At 49.6% G+C, this 15,956-nt stretch carries 17 protein-coding genes; 5 read left to right on the plus strand and 12 right to left on the minus strand.

The features are described 5' to 3' along the window. Positions 1-2: 2 nt before the first annotated feature. From accA to ACVA58_RS22370, 4 genes are all read left to right on the plus strand, one after another. Complete coding sequence (gene accA / locus ACVA58_RS22355) at positions 3-962, plus strand: acetyl-CoA carboxylase carboxyl transferase subunit alpha (RefSeq protein WP_446512565.1); 960 nt, start codon at positions 3-5, stop codon at positions 960-962. Positions 963-1,085: 123 nt separating this feature from the next. Further along, the gene (gene tilS / locus ACVA58_RS22360; protein WP_446512566.1) at positions 1,086-2,408 is read left to right on the plus strand and encodes a tRNA lysidine(34) synthetase TilS; all 1,323 of its coding nucleotides are present in this window, start codon (positions 1,086-1,088) and stop codon (positions 2,406-2,408) included. A 138-nt stretch (positions 2,409-2,546) separates the two neighbouring features. Further along, complete coding sequence (locus tag ACVA58_RS22365; protein ID WP_446512567.1) at positions 2,547-2,858, plus strand: c-type cytochrome; 312 nt, start codon at positions 2,547-2,549, stop codon at positions 2,856-2,858. 318 nt (positions 2,859-3,176) lie between these two features. Then, complete coding sequence (locus ACVA58_RS22370; protein ID WP_446512568.1) at positions 3,177-4,388, plus strand: aromatic amino acid transporter; 1,212 nt, start codon at positions 3,177-3,179, stop codon at positions 4,386-4,388. Between the two features lie 108 nt (positions 4,389-4,496). On the opposite strand, the gene ACVA58_RS22375 is transcribed toward ACVA58_RS22370, so the two are convergent. The 9 genes from ACVA58_RS22375 to metN form a co-directional block, all read right to left on the minus strand. After that, the gene (locus tag ACVA58_RS22375; protein ID WP_446512569.1) at positions 4,497-4,685 is read right to left on the minus strand and encodes a DUF4250 domain-containing protein; all 189 of its coding nucleotides are present in this window, start codon (positions 4,683-4,685) and stop codon (positions 4,497-4,499) included. Continuing rightward, positions 4,685-4,891 carry a YaeP family protein gene (locus ACVA58_RS22380; protein WP_446512570.1) on the minus strand — a complete coding sequence of 69 codons (207 nt, stop codon included), beginning with the start codon at positions 4,889-4,891 and terminating at the stop codon, positions 4,685-4,687. Before ACVA58_RS22380 ends, ACVA58_RS22375 begins: the two co-directional genes overlap by 1 nt. A gap of 123 nt (positions 4,892-5,014) precedes the next feature. Continuing rightward, positions 5,015-5,875: a GGDEF domain-containing protein gene (locus tag ACVA58_RS22385; protein WP_446512571.1), complete on the minus strand. Its 861-nt coding sequence runs from the start codon at positions 5,873-5,875 to the stop codon at positions 5,015-5,017. Positions 5,876-5,954: 79 nt separating this feature from the next. Then, positions 5,955-7,088, minus strand: coding sequence for a patatin-like phospholipase family protein (locus tag ACVA58_RS22390; protein ID WP_446512572.1), 1,134 nt, complete (start codon positions 7,086-7,088; stop codon positions 5,955-5,957). A gap of 149 nt (positions 7,089-7,237) precedes the next feature. Next, the gene (locus ACVA58_RS22395) at positions 7,238-8,953 is read right to left on the minus strand and encodes a proline--tRNA ligase (protein ID WP_446512573.1); all 1,716 of its coding nucleotides are present in this window, start codon (positions 8,951-8,953) and stop codon (positions 7,238-7,240) included. A gap of 169 nt (positions 8,954-9,122) precedes the next feature. Beyond that, positions 9,123-9,827 carry a tRNA (N6-threonylcarbamoyladenosine(37)-N6)-methyltransferase TrmO gene (gene tsaA, locus ACVA58_RS22400; RefSeq protein WP_446512574.1) on the minus strand — a complete coding sequence of 235 codons (705 nt, stop codon included), beginning with the start codon at positions 9,825-9,827 and terminating at the stop codon, positions 9,123-9,125. 124 nt (positions 9,828-9,951) lie between these two features. Beyond that, complete coding sequence (locus tag ACVA58_RS22405; RefSeq protein WP_446512575.1) at positions 9,952-10,767, minus strand: MetQ/NlpA family lipoprotein; 816 nt, start codon at positions 10,765-10,767, stop codon at positions 9,952-9,954. Positions 10,768-10,865: 98 nt separating this feature from the next. Continuing rightward, positions 10,866-11,552 carry a methionine ABC transporter permease gene (locus tag ACVA58_RS22410; protein ID WP_446512576.1) on the minus strand — a complete coding sequence of 229 codons (687 nt, stop codon included), beginning with the start codon at positions 11,550-11,552 and terminating at the stop codon, positions 10,866-10,868. Then, positions 11,542-12,576, minus strand: coding sequence for a methionine ABC transporter ATP-binding protein MetN (metN, locus tag ACVA58_RS22415; RefSeq protein ID WP_446512577.1), 1,035 nt, complete (start codon positions 12,574-12,576; stop codon positions 11,542-11,544). Before metN ends, ACVA58_RS22410 begins: the two co-directional genes overlap by 11 nt. A 334-nt stretch (positions 12,577-12,910) precedes the next feature. Between metN and gmhB the strand changes: the two genes are divergently transcribed. After that, positions 12,911-13,465 carry a D-glycero-beta-D-manno-heptose 1,7-bisphosphate 7-phosphatase gene (gene gmhB / locus ACVA58_RS22420; protein WP_446512578.1) on the plus strand — a complete coding sequence of 185 codons (555 nt, stop codon included), beginning with the start codon at positions 12,911-12,913 and terminating at the stop codon, positions 13,463-13,465. Positions 13,466-13,664: 199 nt separating this feature from the next. On the opposite strand, the gene ACVA58_RS22425 is transcribed toward gmhB, so the two are convergent. The 3 genes from ACVA58_RS22425 to ACVA58_RS22435 are packed head-to-tail and all read right to left on the minus strand — an operon-like array spanning position 13,665 to position 15,941. Beyond that, positions 13,665-14,885: a tetratricopeptide repeat protein gene (locus ACVA58_RS22425; RefSeq protein WP_446512579.1), complete on the minus strand. Its 1,221-nt coding sequence runs from the start codon at positions 14,883-14,885 to the stop codon at positions 13,665-13,667. Between the two features lie 11 nt (positions 14,886-14,896). Beyond that, the gene (locus ACVA58_RS22430) at positions 14,897-15,529 is read right to left on the minus strand and encodes an energy transducer TonB (protein ID WP_446512580.1); all 633 of its coding nucleotides are present in this window, start codon (positions 15,527-15,529) and stop codon (positions 14,897-14,899) included. Positions 15,530-15,533: 4 nt separating this feature from the next. Then, a complete protein-coding gene (locus tag ACVA58_RS22435; RefSeq protein ID WP_428656171.1) occupies positions 15,534-15,941 on the minus strand; it encodes an ExbD/TolR family protein in 408 nt (135 codons plus the stop codon). Positions 15,942-15,956 lie beyond the last annotated feature (15 nt).

Consider the following 15,956-nt stretch of genomic DNA (forward strand, 5'->3'; position numbering starts at 1 on the left):
GTATGAGCCTTAACTTCCTTGAGTTTGAACAACCGATTGCTGAACTAGAAGCAAAAATCGAAGCACTGCGTGATGTGTCTCGCCGTGATGAGTCTGAATCGGTTGATTTGGATAAAGAAATTGAGCAGCTTGAAAAGAAGAGCCTAGAGCTGACCAAAAAGATCTTTGGTGATCTAGGTGCATGGCAAGTCGCTCAGCTGGCACGCCATCCACAGCGTCCCTATACGTTTGACTATGTTGAGCACATGCTTACCGAGTTCGATGAATTAGCAGGTGACCGCGCGTTTGCAGATGACAAAGCCCTTGTTGGCGGTATCGCTCGTTTGGATGGCCGCCCAGTAATGGTGATTGGTCACCAGAAAGGCCGCGAGACCAAAGAGAAGGTGCTGCGCAATTTTGGTATGCCAAAGCCGGAAGGTTATCGCAAAGCCCTTCGCCTGATGAAAATGGCCGAGCGTTTCAAGATGCCTATTATTACTTTCATCGACACCGCTGGTGCTTACCCTGGTGTGGGCGCGGAAGAGCGTGGCCAATCTGAAGCGATTGCGACCAACCTGAAAGCGATGGCAGGCCTAACGGTTCCAGTGATCTGTAACGTTGTGGGTGAAGGTGGTTCTGGTGGTGCATTGGCAATTGGCGTGGGGGATTGTGTGAACATTCTTCAGTACTCTACGTATTCTGTGATTTCCCCAGAAGGTTGTGCATCAATCCTATGGCGTGATTCGGACAAGGCCCCACAGGCTGCCGAAGCGATGGGAATGACGGCGGACCGCCTGAAAGAGCTTGAGCTTGTCGATAACATTATCGAAGAGCCGCTAGGTGGCGCACACCGCAATGTTGCTCAAATCTCTGAATCATTGAAAAAGCAGATTCTGGCGACGCTAGAAGAGTTGGATCAACTTGATACCGAGGCTCTGCTTGAGCGTCGTTACCAGCGTCTAATGAGCTACGGTTACTGCTGATAGCGAGCAATGATGGATTATTAACGGGCTGCCTTCGGGTGGCCCGTTTTTTTATGGTGGTATTCCCCGCTATTGCTGTTGAGGCGGTATACTTTCGCTGTGTGTTATTTCGGATGTTGCTCAATGCTTTATGCCAATCTAGAAACCTACCTTGCCCGTGTTGTGGAACAACCGACCCGGTTTGTCCTCGCCCTTAGCGGTGGAATGGATTCACGGGTGCTTCTTCATTTAATGGGACGCTACCTTCAGGCCCACCCAGAAGCAAGTTGCAAGGCGGTACATGTCCACCATGGCCTTAGCCCCAATGCTGACCGTTGGGCTGAGTATTGTGAAGGCTGGGCCACTGAGGCGGGTGTAAGTATTGAGGTCGAGCGGGTTTCACTGGTGTTGGGAAAGCGCATGAGTGTGGAGCAGCAGGCAAGAGATGCCCGTTATGCCGTCTTGCGTGCTCATATTGAGCCGGGTGATGTGCTGCTGACAGCCCAGCATGCTGATGATCAGCTAGAAACCGTTCTATTGGCGTTGAAGAGGGGAAGTGGACCCGCAGGGCTTTCGGCGATGCCGCAGCGGATGGCCTTTGCTTCTGGTTGGCACCTCCGCCCTTTACTTGACCAACCCCGTGCGGCCATTGAGCAGTATGCCAGCGAGCATAATCTTGAGTGGGTTGAAGACGAAAGCAACAGTGACGAACGGTATGACCGTAACTTCCTACGCCACCAGATCACTCCGCTGTTGAATAGCCGCTGGCCGGGGATCCGTAAAGCGGTTGCTCGCAGCGCAGCGTTATGCGGTGAGCAGGAGGCTTTGTTGCAGGAACTGCTTGCAGAGCAACTTAGCCAGGCTATCTCAGCCGATCAAAGTTTGGATATCACCTATCTGCACCTAAACAAACCGGGTAGCGAACGGCGGGGCAAGGCGATGCTGCGTTATTGGCTTACTAAGGTTGGGGTGAAAATGCCCTCGCAGGCCCAACTGGAGCAAGTGTGGCATTCCGTATTACTAGCCAAACCGGATGCCAATCCCAAGGTGTGCTGGGGAAAGGTGGAAGTACGCCGGTTCAGGCAGCGTTTGTATGTTGTCCAGCCGAGGCCGGATGTCTCCGGTTCAATCCTGTCAGTGAGCTTAAACCAAAGCTGCCAGTTGCCCTCGTCATTGGGGTCATTGCTGTTGGCTGAATCGCAAGACGGTCAATTACGCTTGCCGCAGCATGACGAGTCGATTTCGGTGCGCTTTGAGCCTGCCGGATTGGAAGTTCAGCCTGTTGGCCGGGTGGGTAAGCGTAAGTTGAAAAAACTGTTTCAGGAATACGGAGTGCCGAGTTGGCAACGACGGAGGACACCATTGTTGTTCTATGGGGAAGAGTTGGCCGCGGTAGCCGGATTGTTTGTTGTTGAAGCATTTGCCGGTAAGGATTGTGACCTGACATGGCACTCCGAGCAGGAATAAGTGCACAATATCATGACTTAATTTAGTATTTGTTGTTGAAAAAAGGCACAATTTAATCAGCTGAGTGTATTGTCGTGCCAGCGCTATATCCCGTTCACAGGGATACCATGGATAATAGAAAATAATAATGAGGACCTGATGAAGAAAGTTCTAGCTTGTGTAATGTTCGCTGCCGTTATGGCGAGTCCTGCGATGGCGGCAGGTGATCCGGTTGCAGGAAAATCCAAAGCCGCAGTGTGTGCTGCCTGCCATGGTGCAGATGGTGTCGCCGTTATTCCTGGTTATCCTAACCTAAAAGGTCAGAACGAACAGTATTTGGTCCGTTCGCTGAAAGCGTATAAAAATAAAGAGCGTACCGGTGGGATGGCGATGGTTATGCAGCCGCAGGCTTCTATGCTCAGTGATCATGACATTGCCAATGTCGCCGCTTATTTTGCTCAGATGAAATAATACTGACCAAGTTAAGCGCAAGGTTATTTTCTTGTGCTGATGGGTATCAGCCATTTTGCGATACTTCGGTTAGTGATAGAACAGATACCGTCGCCCAGACCTTTTTAACCAAAAGGCCTGGGCGATTTTTGTTAGGCGCTACTTTTATCTTTCCTGATCGCTTCTTGCCCGAAATAAAAAGTCACCATGACTCCGTAAACTAATATTTCCATCTGGCTGATTATCTTTTATCCAAATGAATCCTCTGCTGTTGCGTCAGCGGCCAGAGTACATTATTGTACTAGCACGCTGATACGTTACTATTGTCTAGGAGTCATTATGAGTAAACCATCCACACTTGGGGGCGCGTGTATTATCGCCAGTGTTTGTGTTGGAGCAGGCATGCTTGGGTTGCCAAGTGCAGGTGCTGGTGCGTGGACGTTATGGAGTGTGATCGCCATTTCTGTCACGATGATCATGATGACGCTTTCAGGTTGGTTACTGCTAGAAGCACTGAAGCATTATGAGCTTAAAGCTTCATTTAATACTGTCGCTAAAGATATCTTGAGCAGAAAGGTTAATTTAATTAATAACCTATCTCTTTATTTTGTGGGGGGCATTCTGCTTTACGCGTACATTTCATCATCCGGTATGATCTTTAGCGAAATGCTAGGTGTCTCGCGCGAATTAGCTTCCGTCCTGTTTGTTGCAATATGCTCGGCCTTTGTTTTGCACTCTACCCGTGCGGTAGACCGGATCTCAATTGTATTGATCCTCTTTATGATCATCAGCTTTGTATTGGGTGTTTCCGGGTTGGCTTCAAATATTAGTGTGCCGACTTTATTTGCCCAGAGCGAATCTGAGAGCGCTTTTTCAGGCTATGCGTTAGCCCTGTTGCCGGTCGCGTTAACCTCTTTTGGCTATCACCATTCGGTGAGTACAATGCGTGATTACTATCAGGATGAGCAACGTGCCAAAAAAGCGATTCTTGGCGGTACTCTGATTGCACTGACATTCTATCTTGGCTGGGTGATCTGTATCTTTGGTAATGTACCACGTCAAGAGTTCGGCCCTGTGGTAAGTGCGGGGGGCGGTGTGGATGCCTTAATGGCTGCACTGACTTCAGCCATTGATTCAAATAGCATTAAACAAGCCCTACATGTCTTTTCTATTGCCGCGATTGTCTCATCATTTATTGGTGTTGGATTAGGTGTGTTCGATTACTTGGCTGACTTATTTGGCTTTGCTGATACTAAACAAGGCCGACTAAAAACCTGGGGCGTGACTTTTGTTCCGCCATTAGTGTTCTCGTTAGTCGCACCGTTTGGTTTTGTTGCCGCGATTGGTTTAGCTGGCGCTGCTGCTACTATCTGGACCTGTATTATTCCGGCGACGTTGGCAAAAACATTACGTCAACGAGCACCAGAACAAGAAGGTTTTGTGGTTCCAGGGGGGAATGCGACTATTTATATGGTAATTGCATTCGGGGTACTGACAGCCGCCTTCCATTTACTGGCGATGGCGAATCTACTGCCTGTCTTTAAAGGCTAGGTTAACAGTGAAGTAAGCACTGGGTTATGTATTCATGTAATAAAAAACGGAAGCCACGGCTTCCGTTTTTTTAATGTTTTGAATCAGCCTTTGTAATCGCCAATCGCTTTATCGAAACTGCTTGGCATCCGGTAGGTAGTCAAATCCTGCATTGGCTAATTTGGTAACCAGCTTTTCTTTATCGATATCGTAGAACTTGACCAAGGCATCCAGATCGCCGAACTCATCGCGGATCTTCATATTGACGATGCTCATTAGCATGATGGGATCCATTTTCTCGAAGTTGCTTACATTCATTACGCGTCCTCGTGGTCGCTCATCAGTAGGTTGGCAGCAGCAAAAGCAGCACGCTCTCGGACATCTTTAGGTAAGGTGTCATTGGCTGCAATATCATTCAACGCTTTGACGGCACAGCTAATAGCATTAGGGATATAACCTAGCTCGCCACCGCCGATCTGTGCATAGATCATACGTACTTGCTCGCAGCACTCATAAACTTTCATAGTATGTCCTTCATAAACAGTGATTTCGGCAACCAACTGATTTTAATAACAGAGGGCTGGCGAAAGCAGGCTTATGTTAGCTGGTATTACTATACCAAAGACTTATCGGGGACGGCAGGGGATTTAGCGAGTACGCTTTTGTTTGTACAGATGACGGTCAGCGCGGTCGACGAGGGTGATGTTGGTATCGCCTTTTTGATAGGAACTAAATCCGCTAGAGCAGCCTATATTCAGTGTGCGTAAGGTCGCATCGTCAGCCATCAGGGCATCCAGTCGGCGGATCACATGCAGAGCGGATGAGTCGGTTGCAGGCTGGAGCAGTACCGCAAATTCATCACCACCAATGCGGTAACAACGGTCGGTGGCGCGGACCGATTTTTTCAGCAGTAATGAGAAATGCCTGATCACCTTGTCACCGTCGGGATGGCCAAAGCGGTCATTGACCTGTTTGAAGTTGTCGAGGTCGAACATAGTCAATACCAAGCCGACATTACGCCTTTCGCTCATCGCAATCGCGTGGTTAATATCCTGTTCAAAGCTATTACGGTTACCAAGACCCGATAGATAGTCACGTAACGCCATGTTTTTGACTCGGCGGTATTCAAGCGCGCATGCTAGCGGCCCTGCAAACAAGCGATGGTAGGTGTGGAGCAGATTGACTTCGTCTTTGTCCAGCGCGTAGGGCGTATGGTATTGCAGCTTACCCAAATCTTGTTTATTGAAGCGAAGGATAAAGGTTTGTCGGTATTGAGTGGCAGAGCCTTGACGTACGAGGGTGGTCGTATTGTCTGAATTCCAAATTAACCTACTGATATCAACCTGTTTTTCAACTTCACGGCTGAATATGTCAAACAACAGGCTAATGTCTAGTTTTCCCTGGAGTTTTTGCAGCAATAGCAGGCGCTGATCAGCCCCAAGGGGTTTGGTCCTTGGTTTTGCATATTGGCTATCTGCCTGCTTGTCATTCCAGTGGAGTGGATCCATACATATGTCAAAATAATAATAAGGAACTTACTATAGGCAATTATTAAGCCATTTCAATACCTAAACGGAGTTTATATTATTAATTATCTGATTTAATTAAGAAACTGCGAAGATGACCTTCTTTTTCCTGGGTATCTTCATATCCCATCTTCATTAGGGCATGGATGTATGCGGGCTCGAATAGGATATAACTGGTGATAGCCGCATCATCTTTGGGACTGATACCAATGAGCTGCATTAAGCCACGGGTCATGGGGGGAAGGTGGCCGTAATACTTACGGGCAAGATGCTCAAAAGAGTGACTAGGCGACAGGTGAATATGCTCGATTTTACGTAGTTTTTGTTTGGTTTCAGCCTCGGGAAGGCTATCGATTAATGCATTGATCCTTGAAAGGTTCTCCAGATCAGCGGTGAGTGTATCACTGAAAATGGTATCCATCAGGTGCCCTCCTAGTGCCGCTAGGCCTGGGGCTTGGGTGTGGTCCGGGCTATCAACCTTCTGGTTAATAAGGTCAATGATCAATATTTTATCGGCCCCCATTTTGAGTGACGGTCGCAACGGTGCTAGCTGGTGGATCGAGCCATCTCCGTAATAGGACTGGCCGATACGGGTGGCGGGAAACACTAAAGGAATAGCAGAAGAGGCTAGGAGGTGATCAGTAGTGATCAGTGAGCGACGGCCTTTCGACTTGGCTCTGTCCCATTCGTTGAGTCCTTGTTGGCCCTGAAAAAAACTGACAGAGTGGCCGCTTTTGTAGCTGGAGGCCGTAATGGAAATACCATGAAGGTTACCGGCAGCAATTTGTTTCTCCAAACGGGAGTAGTTGTTGACCTGATTGAGAAGCTGGCGTAGCGGACGGTTGTTGAGCAGCCCAAAGGGGGGACGTTCATGGTGATGAGCCTGCAAGCGGGCAAACCACTGACTGGCGAGGTAGCCGCTCATTCCCCGTGGGGTAGTGGCAAAAATGCGTCGACTGTGCAAGCGCGACCAGATCCATTCGAGTTTTTTGACACCCAAGCGGAAACAGGAGGCGTAGCAAGCAATCGAAGTGGCATTGATCGCCCCAGCCGAAGTGCCGCAGTATATGCTGAATGGGCTGTGATGAACCCGTGGGTACCATTCGGATATAGCTTTAAGAACCCCGACTTGATAGGCGGCCCTTGCCCCGCCCCCGGTGAGGATTAAGCTGATCCGTGGCGTATCCTTACCCATAGTGCTCCTTTCTTTTATCCCTCCTATAACTATATCCTCATTTTTACTGATGGTGGAACATAGACTTATAACTATGAGGCACCTGTGCCGGATAACAGGCAAAAAAAAGCCTCCGCAAGGGAGGCTTTTTATATATAACCGAATTGAGGTTAAGCCAGCTTCTGCTTAACGAACTCAACGATATCGGTTACAGCAACACCTTCTTTGGTGCCGGCACGACGATCTTTGTATTCCATCTCGCCGTTTTCTAGGCTGCGGTTACCGATCACAATCGTGTGTGGGATCCCCACTAATTCATGGTCTGCGAACATAACACCTGGACGCTCTTTACGGTCGTCGAACAGAACGTCGATACCAGCAGCCGTTAGGTCAGCGTATAGCTTTTCAGCTGCTTCCTTCACTTCTGCTGATTTCGCCATGTTCATTGGAACGATAGAAACCTGGAACGGTGCAAGTGCAGCTGGCCAGATAATGCCGTTTTCATCGTGGTTTTGTTCGATGGCTGATGCAACAACACGTGATACACCAATACCGTAACAGCCCATTTCTAGAATAACGTTTTTGCCATCAGGGCCAAGTACGCCACAGTTCATCTTCTCTGAGTAGTTAGTACCTAGCTGGAAGATATGGCCGACTTCAATACCACGCTTAAGCTGGATAGTACCCTGGCCGCATGGGCTTGGGTCGCCTTCAACTACATTACGTAGGTCTTCAACTTGGCCGAGTTCTACGTCACGACCCCAGTTGATGCCGAAGTAGTGTTTGTCATCAACGTTAGCGCCAGCACCGAAATCGCTCATAACAGCAACTGTGCGGTCAACGATAAATGGTAGTTCAAGGCCAACAGGGCCAAGTGAACCTGGACCTGCACCGATAAGTGCGCGGATTTCCTCTTCCGTTGCCATCTCTAGTGGAGAGGCTACTTCTTTTAGGTTTTCCGCTTTCACTTCGTTTAGCTCGTGATCACCACGGATGATCAGTGCGATGATGTCGGCATCAACCTCTTCAGACGCTTTAACGAAAAGTGTCTTAACGGTTTTCTCGATAGCTAGACCGTGTTGTTCAACAAGCTCGGCAATCGTTTTTGCGTTTGGCGTATCAACCAGAGTCATCTCTTGCGTTGGCGCTGCAAGTTCAGTCGCAGGCGCTAGTGCTTCTGCTTTTTCGATGTTGGCCGCGTAATCAGACTCGCTAGAGAAGGCAATCAAGTCTTCGCCGCTTTCTGCCAATACGTGGAACTCGTGAGAGCCACTACCACCGATTGCACCGGTATCAGCCAGTACTGGGCGGTAATCAAGACCCATGCGGTCGAATGCCTTACAGTATGCTTCATGCATCGCATCGTAAGATTGCTTAAGGCCGTCTTTGTCGATGTCGAAGCTGTAGGCATCCATCATGCTAAATTCACGTGCACGCATGGCACCAAAACGAGGGCGTCTTTCGTCACGGAATTTGGTCTGGATTTGGTACAGGTTCAGCGGAAGCTGCTTGTAAGAACTCACTTCGTTACGCACAAGGCTGGTAACGACTTCTTCTGCTGTCGGGCTAAGTACAAACGGACGATCATGGCGGTCAGTAAAGCGAAGTAGCTCAGCGCCCATCTTTTCAGATCGACCTGTCTCTTCCCATAGTTCAAACGGCTGAACTACGGGCATCAAAATTTCAACAGCACCTGCATTGTTGATTTCTTCGCGAACAATGTTCTCGACTTTACGTAAAACGCGCAGACCAGTAGGCAGCCAGGTGTAAAGACCTGAAGCCAGCTTACGGATCATACCTGCACGAAGCATTAGCTGATGACTAACAACTTCTGCGTCATTTGGAGTCTCCTTCAGGGTAGAAAGAAGATAGTTACTGGTACGCATTGATGGTATCCGTTTGTTTGATGAAAATAAGGGGATCTGGGGCTTGCCCCAGCCGCCTTTAAGGGCGGTAACCGCATATACTACCAGCCCAATGGCCGTTAGCCAAAGGGATTGGGGTACCCGGAACCAGAATTTCCACTGGAATTTACGGGGTATAGATAACCTCGGGTTATTTTTCTAGTGGCTTATCCAGAGCTATAACGGTGACCGCGTCCTGGCTGACGGTAAATTTAACATTGTAGTCGAACAGGTGAACCGCGTATTCCTTGGCGTCAGCTTTGCCTTTTTTGTAAGCCGGACGCGGGTCTTGTGCCAATACTTCTTCAATCACCGCACGCTGTCGGGCTAATTGTTTACCTGTGAGTTGGCCCTCGGCCTTTTCGGTAAAGACCACAGGCAGGGTAGCAGGCTCACCATCAGCAAAGCCGCCATGGGCTTCGGGGAGACTATCGGAGTATGGGATATAAGGTTTGATATCGACAATCGGCGTACCGTCAACCAGATCGACCCCGCCGAGTTCGATGATGACATCACTGCCTTGTTGGCGCACACCGATTAGCTCAACGGCTGACATCCCGATTCCATTGGGACGAAAGGTTGCCCGGCTGGCAAATACACCGATGCGCTCGTTACCGCCCAAGCGGGGAGGCCTGACGGTTGGCCGCCATCCAGCTTCCAGATTCTGATCAAACAAAAAGAGTAACCACAGGTGGCTGAACTGCTCCAGTCCACGTACTGCTTCGAGGGCATTAGCCTCTCCTTGTAGAAGGATTTCAGAGCGAGCGCTGGGTACCAACCCTGGCTGACGTGGGACGGCAAATTTTTCTTTATACGGCGAGCGGACAATACCGATCGGCTCAATTTGATAAGACATAGCAGTTCAGCAATGCGTTGTGGGTAATGGCGCTGAACATAGCATTATGGCGGGGGCAAAAAAAGCCCCGGCGTAATGGCCGGGGCTGTTGTTGGTTGATGTCAGAGGGAGGCTAGAAGGTAAATTACCAACCTTTAACTACGCCACCTTGGAAGATTTCTTTTGCAGCTTCGTACACAACATCTGACTGGTAAGCCTTGATGAAGGTCTGAACATTCTCGGCATCGACATTATCTTCGCGGGCTACAATCAGGTTCACATATGGAGACTCTTTGTCTTCAACAAACACACCGTCACGCTCTGGTGTTAGGTTGATGCTGCTCGCGTATGTTGTGTTGATAATTGCTAGTTGCACATCATCCAGTGAACGAGGTAGCTGGGCAGCTTCTAGTTCAACAATCTTTAGATCTTTTGGATTTTCAACGATGTCCAATACCGTTGCTGTTAGGCCAGCGCCTTCTTTCAGCGTCAATAGCCCCTGCTGCTCAAGTAGAAGCAGTGATCGGCCAAGGTTGGTTGGATCGTTTGGTACTGCGATTTGATCGCCGTCTTTTAGTTCGTCAACCGATTCAATTTTGCTTGAGTAACCGGCAATCGGGTAAACGAAAGTATTACCGGCTACCGCAAACTTGTAACCGCGGTCTGAAATTTGCTGATCAAGGTAAGGCTTGTGCTGGAAAGCATTGATATCAATCGAGCCCTCTTCTAGCGCGGCATTTGGCGATACATAATCAGTGAAGGCGATAAGCTCCACATCAAGGCCGTATTTTTCCTTGGCTTGTTGGGCCGCAATTTCCGCAACTTGCTCTTCAGCGCCCGCCATAACCCCAATTTTAATTTTGCTGTTATCAACCGCTGCTTCTTTCTCGCCACAGCCTGTTAGTACCAATGCTGATGCCAAGCCGGCGACGGCGAATAAATTCTTCAAATTAAAAGCCATGTTACTTCTCCTTAAAAACTGGGGTTGTCCGTAATACTAGATGGAATATGTGTTTTCTGTATTTTGTAATCAGTGTTGTGTGTTATCTGTTCGGCTTATTATCTGTGATCAAAGCGCTTGACCAGATGATCGCCGGCGGACTGAATGATTTGAACCAGAATGACCAGCATCACGACCGTAATGAGCATGACGGTGCCGTCAAAGCGCTGGTAGCCATAGCGGATACCGACATCACCCAAGCCACCACCGCCAACAGTACCGGCCATTGCCGAGTAGCTGACCAGAGTCACCAAGGTAATCGTTACTGCATTGACGATGCCCGGTAGGGCTTCTGGCAGCAGAACCTTGCTGATGATCTGGCGTGGAGTTGCCCCCATTGCTTGCGCGGCTTCCACCAAACCGGTAGGGACTTCTAGCAATGCCCCTTCAACCAGACGGGCGATGAACGGTATTGCGCCGACAGTCAATGGCACAATTGCCGCTGCGGTGCCGATAGAGCTGCCGACCACGAAGCGGGTAAACGGGATAATCGCGACCAGTAAGATGATAAAGGGAATAGAGCGACCAATATTAGTCACAATACCCAGTACTTTATTGACGGCTGGATTGGCCAGCAGGCCATTTGTTTTAGTCAGGTGTAGAGCGACCCCCACAGGGATCCCAATCAAAAAGCCAATAAGGCCGGAGGCAAAAACCATGATCAGGGTTTGGCCAAGGGCATCGATAAGCAGATCTACCAAACGTTCGTTCTGGGTCCACCAGGTGGTAATTGAATCAAGCAACATAGCCCAATACCTCTACATTTACTTTGTGTTCGCGAAGGAAGTTAATGGCTTGTTCTGCCGCTTGTTCAGTACCGAAGAATTCGGCCAGCATCAGACCGAACTTGACGCCACCGGCGTAGTCCATGTCTGAGCTTAAGATGCTGATATCAATATTGAACTCACGAGCTACCTGAGAAATCAGAGGGGCATCAACAGAGGCTCCGGTGAACTCAAGTCGGATCAGCGGGTAGCTGTTTGCAATACGGGTTTCTACCATTCGTGCGCGGTAGTCTTCCGGAATAGAAAGATCCAACGTCGAGCGGATGAAGTCACGTGCTAGCTCGGTTTTCGGGTGGGCAAAGATATCGCCGACCGGGCCTTTTTCGACCAGCTCACCGTCACCGATGATCGCCACTTCAGAGCAGATACTTTTCACCACATCCATCTCGTGGGTGATCAGTAAGATAGTTAGCTCGAGCTTGCGGTTGATTTCCTTTAACAGCGTCAAGATAGATTGGGTTGTCGCTGGGTCAAGTGCGCTGGTGGCTTCGTCACACAGCAGCACTTTAGGGTCAGAGGCCAGTGCTCGGGCAATCGCCACACGTTGTTTTTGTCCGCCACTCAAGTTGGATGGATAGGTTTCGCTCTTGTCGGCCAAACCAACCAGTTCAAGCAGTTCATCGACTTTGGTTTTTATGCCTGCTTTGCTGGTGCCAGCCAGCTCAAGTGGCAGCGCAATATTGTCGAAAACAGTGCGGGAAGACAGCAGGTTGAAGTGCTGGAAGATCATGCCGATCTTACGGCGAGCTTGGGTCAACTCTTGGTTTGAGAGCTGAGTGAGGTCGATACCATCAACAATGACATGACCACTTGTCGGGCGTTCGAGCAGGTTGACGCAGCGGATCAGGGTACTTTTGCCTGCACCGGAAGAACCAATCACCCCAAAAATGGTGCCTTGCTCAATGGTCAGGTTGATATCACGCAGCGCGTGGATCTCCTTGGCCCCTTGATAGAAGACTTTATTGACTCTGTTTATTTCTATCATCTTATTTCCCAAATCCTATACCGTGTTGATGACGGGCACGCCCATCAATGGCTGCGACCGGTATATTGTTATGTTGTGTATTGCGTTTGCATTATTTTATTGATGCTTGAAGCCTGTCTGCCAATTGCATCTATGGCTTTGATGCTATGGGCTAACATAAATGAAGTCAATAGATATTTTTACGTCTGGACGTCTAAATGTCTTTATAGCCATAATTGCAGTGTGACTATTCTATGTTGCTCTTATTGCTGGGGTTGATAGAAACAGGTGAATCCCGTTGCCAGCCGTGCCATAATTTGGGGATAACGAATACAGCGAGACAGAGGGCTGACGCTTGGCCAAACCAGCAGTTTTTATTGACCGTGATGGTGTAATTAACATCGATCACGGCTATGTCCACACTACCGATGATTTTGAATATGTCGAGGGTGTGTTTGAAGCTTGTAAAAAACTTAAGGCTATGGGGTATATGTTGGTGTTGGTGACAAACCAGTCTGGCATTGCCCGTGGAATGTTTACCGAGGATGATTTCCTGACCCTGACCGAGTGGATGGACTGGAACTTTGTCGACAACGGTGTGGAGTTCGATGGTATTTATTACTGCCCGCACCATCCGACAGAAGGCAAAGGTGATTACCTTCAGGATTGTGAATGTCGCAAACCAAAGCCTGGTATGTTTATCTCTGCCCGTGACTTCCTGAAGATTGATATGGCTAGCTCAGTGATGATCGGTGACAAAGCCGATGACATGAAAGCCGCCGAAGCGGCCGAAGTTGGCACCAAAATCTTGGTGCGTACGGGCAAGCCGGTAACCGCTGAGGGTGAGCAGTTGGCCGATGCTGTGCTAGACAGTGTTGCCGATGTGCCTGCTTGGCTGGCTGCACAGTAATCGCTGAGTGGCGAAACAATAGATAAAGCCTATAAAGAGGGCAACGCACTGGCATGCCAGTGCCAGGAAAAGGTCGCGATAGCGGCCTTTTTTGTGCCTATTAAAAAAAGGGAAGCCAATGCGTTCTGCAGTAGCTTCCCCAAACAGTGCGACTGACTCACACCAATTACAGGTAAAGTGGTTCAGCAGGGCTACAGTCTTAGCCCTGATCTTGCAAGAAAGTGACCCAAGGCCCTGCCGCTCCTTTCATGTCATCAGACTGGGCGGCGACTTTCATTGCCTTGAGTGCACTACCAAGCTGGTTGAGCTCGAAATGGGCCATACCGCGTAGGTAGGCGAGTTCGGCTTTGTCACCCGACTCGGCACCGGGCGCTGGCTGCAGGGCAAACTCAGTGGCTTGGCGATATTGTTGGGCTTGCAGCATCAAACGAGCGATTTTCAGCTGGGTTCTGGCTGTTGGCTCTTGCTCGTAGGCGCTGCGGTAAGCCGTAATGGCCAGATCCAGCTCTTTGGCCTGCAGCCAAAAGTTGGCGAGTTTATCCAAGTGCTTTACCGTGTTACTGATATTGCCATTGGCCATCTCCTGCTTCAGTGTTTTTGCTGCCCGGAAAGGGATCCCGCGGTATGCCTGAAAGTTAGCAAGGCGCAGGAACTCTTTCTCTTCGTCAAATAACCCCAGCTTGTAGGCACTTTCCAAGGTTGCCAGTGAGTTGCGTTCCTGGTTTAGCTCCATATAGACGCCAGAAAGCTGCATCCAATACCTTTTTTTCTGCGGATACTTTGACGTTAGGGTTTTCAGCACACCCGCGACACTCTTGAACTGCTTTAGCTCATAGTGGGAGGCCATCAACAGCATATACCATGACTCGCTCGGGGTCGGGCTCATCACTATCGCCTGCTTGACTGGTGGGATAGCGTTTTTGTAATCCTCCATCTGGACATAGCCACTGGCAAGTGTGATATAGGCGTGGGCACTCGGCTTTTCCTCGGTGGTCTTGGCGACCTCAAACCATAGCTTCATGGCATTGACTGATTGCTGAAATTGTTCTTCGGCTAGGTAAAGCTGTGCCAAGCTATAACGAACTTGCTGGGCGACCGGTACCGGAAGGGCTTCTTCAGCCAATGACTTAGCAAAAAACTGCGAAGCTTTGCTGTAGTTATCTTGCATGGAATATAAAAAGCCCATTTGTTGCAGTAACACAGCACGGTCGTATTTTCTCGACTTGGTTCGCTCGAGGGCTGTTTCTAGCTTATCGATAGCTTGCGTGTACTTCTCTGTGGCAATTAACTCCTGGACCTTGTTGACGGTTTTGAAAGTCCGGTCACTGAGCTCTGGAGTTCCCTTGGCCATAGCCGGTGCCGCAAGGGCACCGGTTAGGATAAAGAGAGAAGCCAGCAAATGTTGTTGAAATTTCTGCATGGGTGACTCCCTTAGTTAACTGAAAACTCAATTTCCTGCGACAGGCGGGTACTGACGGCCTGGCCGTCGACCTGCTTCGGCTTGAAGGTCCATTTCGAAACGGTTTTTCTCGCCGCCTTGCCCAATCCCATTCGGCGTGGCGCCTCCTTGAGTATCTTGATGTCTTCGACCGCACCGCGGGCATTGACGGTAAACTCCAGCATAACAATGCCTTGTTCAATGCCAGATCTGGCGGCTTTACGCGGCATTTGTGGCTGGAATGTAGCTAGTGGCACAGGTCCACCATTTCCTGCCATTTGTGCCCCGCCTCCTTGGCTGTAGTGACCAAGGACCGATCCGCCGGTGACATTGACGGGCAGATCCAGGTTTGGCATATCCATCGGGATTTGCTCCATCACTGGCTTGACCGTTGACGTCACCTTTAGCTCTGGTGGCGGAGGTGGTCGTTTCGGTGGCGGTGGTTTCGGGAGTTCGCGTTTTTTCTCCTGTACTTTTTGTTCCGATTTGACGCGAATGAAGTCGACCATACGCAGGTCGTCATCCGACACCAGCTCGTGGCGCTCTTTGTTTACCAGCTTGTCCATCCCCCAGAACAAGCCTAGGGAGACAACGAGCGCCAGTGCTAATGAGGCCAGATACCGCATAGGCTTAATCCTTATTGGTTGCGGCAATGGAGATGCTCTGGACACCTGCCATTCTTATCTGATCCATCACTTTGACGACGACACCGGATTTGGCTTCCTCGTCAGCCTGGATCACCACGGCTCCGTCTGGGCTTTCAGCCCGCAGGCGTTCGATATTGGCACGAACGGCATCGACTTCAACGCGACGCTTATCGACCCACACATCTCCGGCGGCACCGACAGCAACCATGATGTTGCCTTTCTTGACGGTTTGCGCGGTGCTGGCGCTTGGGCGGTTGACATCAATACCGGCTTCCTTGACAAAAGAAGTGGTAACAATAAAGAAGATCAACATGATAAATACGATGTCGAGCATCGGGGTCATATCGATAGCTGCTTCGTCACTGCTCTCGCTGCTGTAACGTCTTTTCATGACCTATACCTCTAA

The organism is Photobacterium sp. DNB22_13_2 (assembly GCF_052873915.1).

Bases quoted from the DNA above. Each gene is read 5' to 3' on its own strand.
- accA (WP_446512565.1), top strand. From the start codon at position 3: ATGAGCCTTAACTTCCTTGAGTTTGAACAACCGATTGCTGAACTAGAA.
- tilS (WP_446512566.1), top strand. From the start codon at position 1,086: ATGCTTTATGCCAATCTAGAAACCTACCTTGCCCGTGTTGTGGAACAA.
- ACVA58_RS22365 (WP_446512567.1), top strand. From the start codon at position 2,547: ATGAAGAAAGTTCTAGCTTGTGTAATGTTCGCTGCCGTTATGGCGAGT.
- ACVA58_RS22370 (WP_446512568.1), top strand. From the start codon at position 3,177: ATGAGTAAACCATCCACACTTGGGGGCGCGTGTATTATCGCCAGTGTT.
- ACVA58_RS22375 (WP_446512569.1), bottom strand. From the start codon at position 4,685: ATGAATGTAAGCAACTTCGAGAAAATGGATCCCATCATGCTAATGAGC.
- ACVA58_RS22380 (WP_446512570.1), bottom strand. From the start codon at position 4,891: ATGAAAGTTTATGAGTGCTGCGAGCAAGTACGTATGATCTATGCACAG.
- ACVA58_RS22385 (WP_446512571.1), bottom strand. From the start codon at position 5,875: ATGGATCCACTCCACTGGAATGACAAGCAGGCAGATAGCCAATATGCA.
- ACVA58_RS22390 (WP_446512572.1), bottom strand. From the start codon at position 7,088: ATGGGTAAGGATACGCCACGGATCAGCTTAATCCTCACCGGGGGCGGG.
- ACVA58_RS22395 (WP_446512573.1), bottom strand. From the start codon at position 8,953: ATGCGTACCAGTAACTATCTTCTTTCTACCCTGAAGGAGACTCCAAAT.
- tsaA (WP_446512574.1), bottom strand. From the start codon at position 9,827: ATGTCTTATCAAATTGAGCCGATCGGTATTGTCCGCTCGCCGTATAAA.
- ACVA58_RS22405 (WP_446512575.1), bottom strand. From the start codon at position 10,767: ATGGCTTTTAATTTGAAGAATTTATTCGCCGTCGCCGGCTTGGCATCA.
- ACVA58_RS22410 (WP_446512576.1), bottom strand. From the start codon at position 11,552: ATGTTGCTTGATTCAATTACCACCTGGTGGACCCAGAACGAACGTTTG.
- metN (WP_446512577.1), bottom strand. From the start codon at position 12,576: ATGATAGAAATAAACAGAGTCAATAAAGTCTTCTATCAAGGGGCCAAG.
- ACVA58_RS22425 (WP_446512579.1), bottom strand. From the start codon at position 14,885: ATGCAGAAATTTCAACAACATTTGCTGGCTTCTCTCTTTATCCTAACC.
- ACVA58_RS22430 (WP_446512580.1), bottom strand. From the start codon at position 15,529: ATGCGGTATCTGGCCTCATTAGCACTGGCGCTCGTTGTCTCCCTAGGC.
- ACVA58_RS22435 (WP_428656171.1), bottom strand. From the start codon at position 15,941: ATGAAAAGACGTTACAGCAGCGAGAGCAGTGACGAAGCAGCTATCGAT.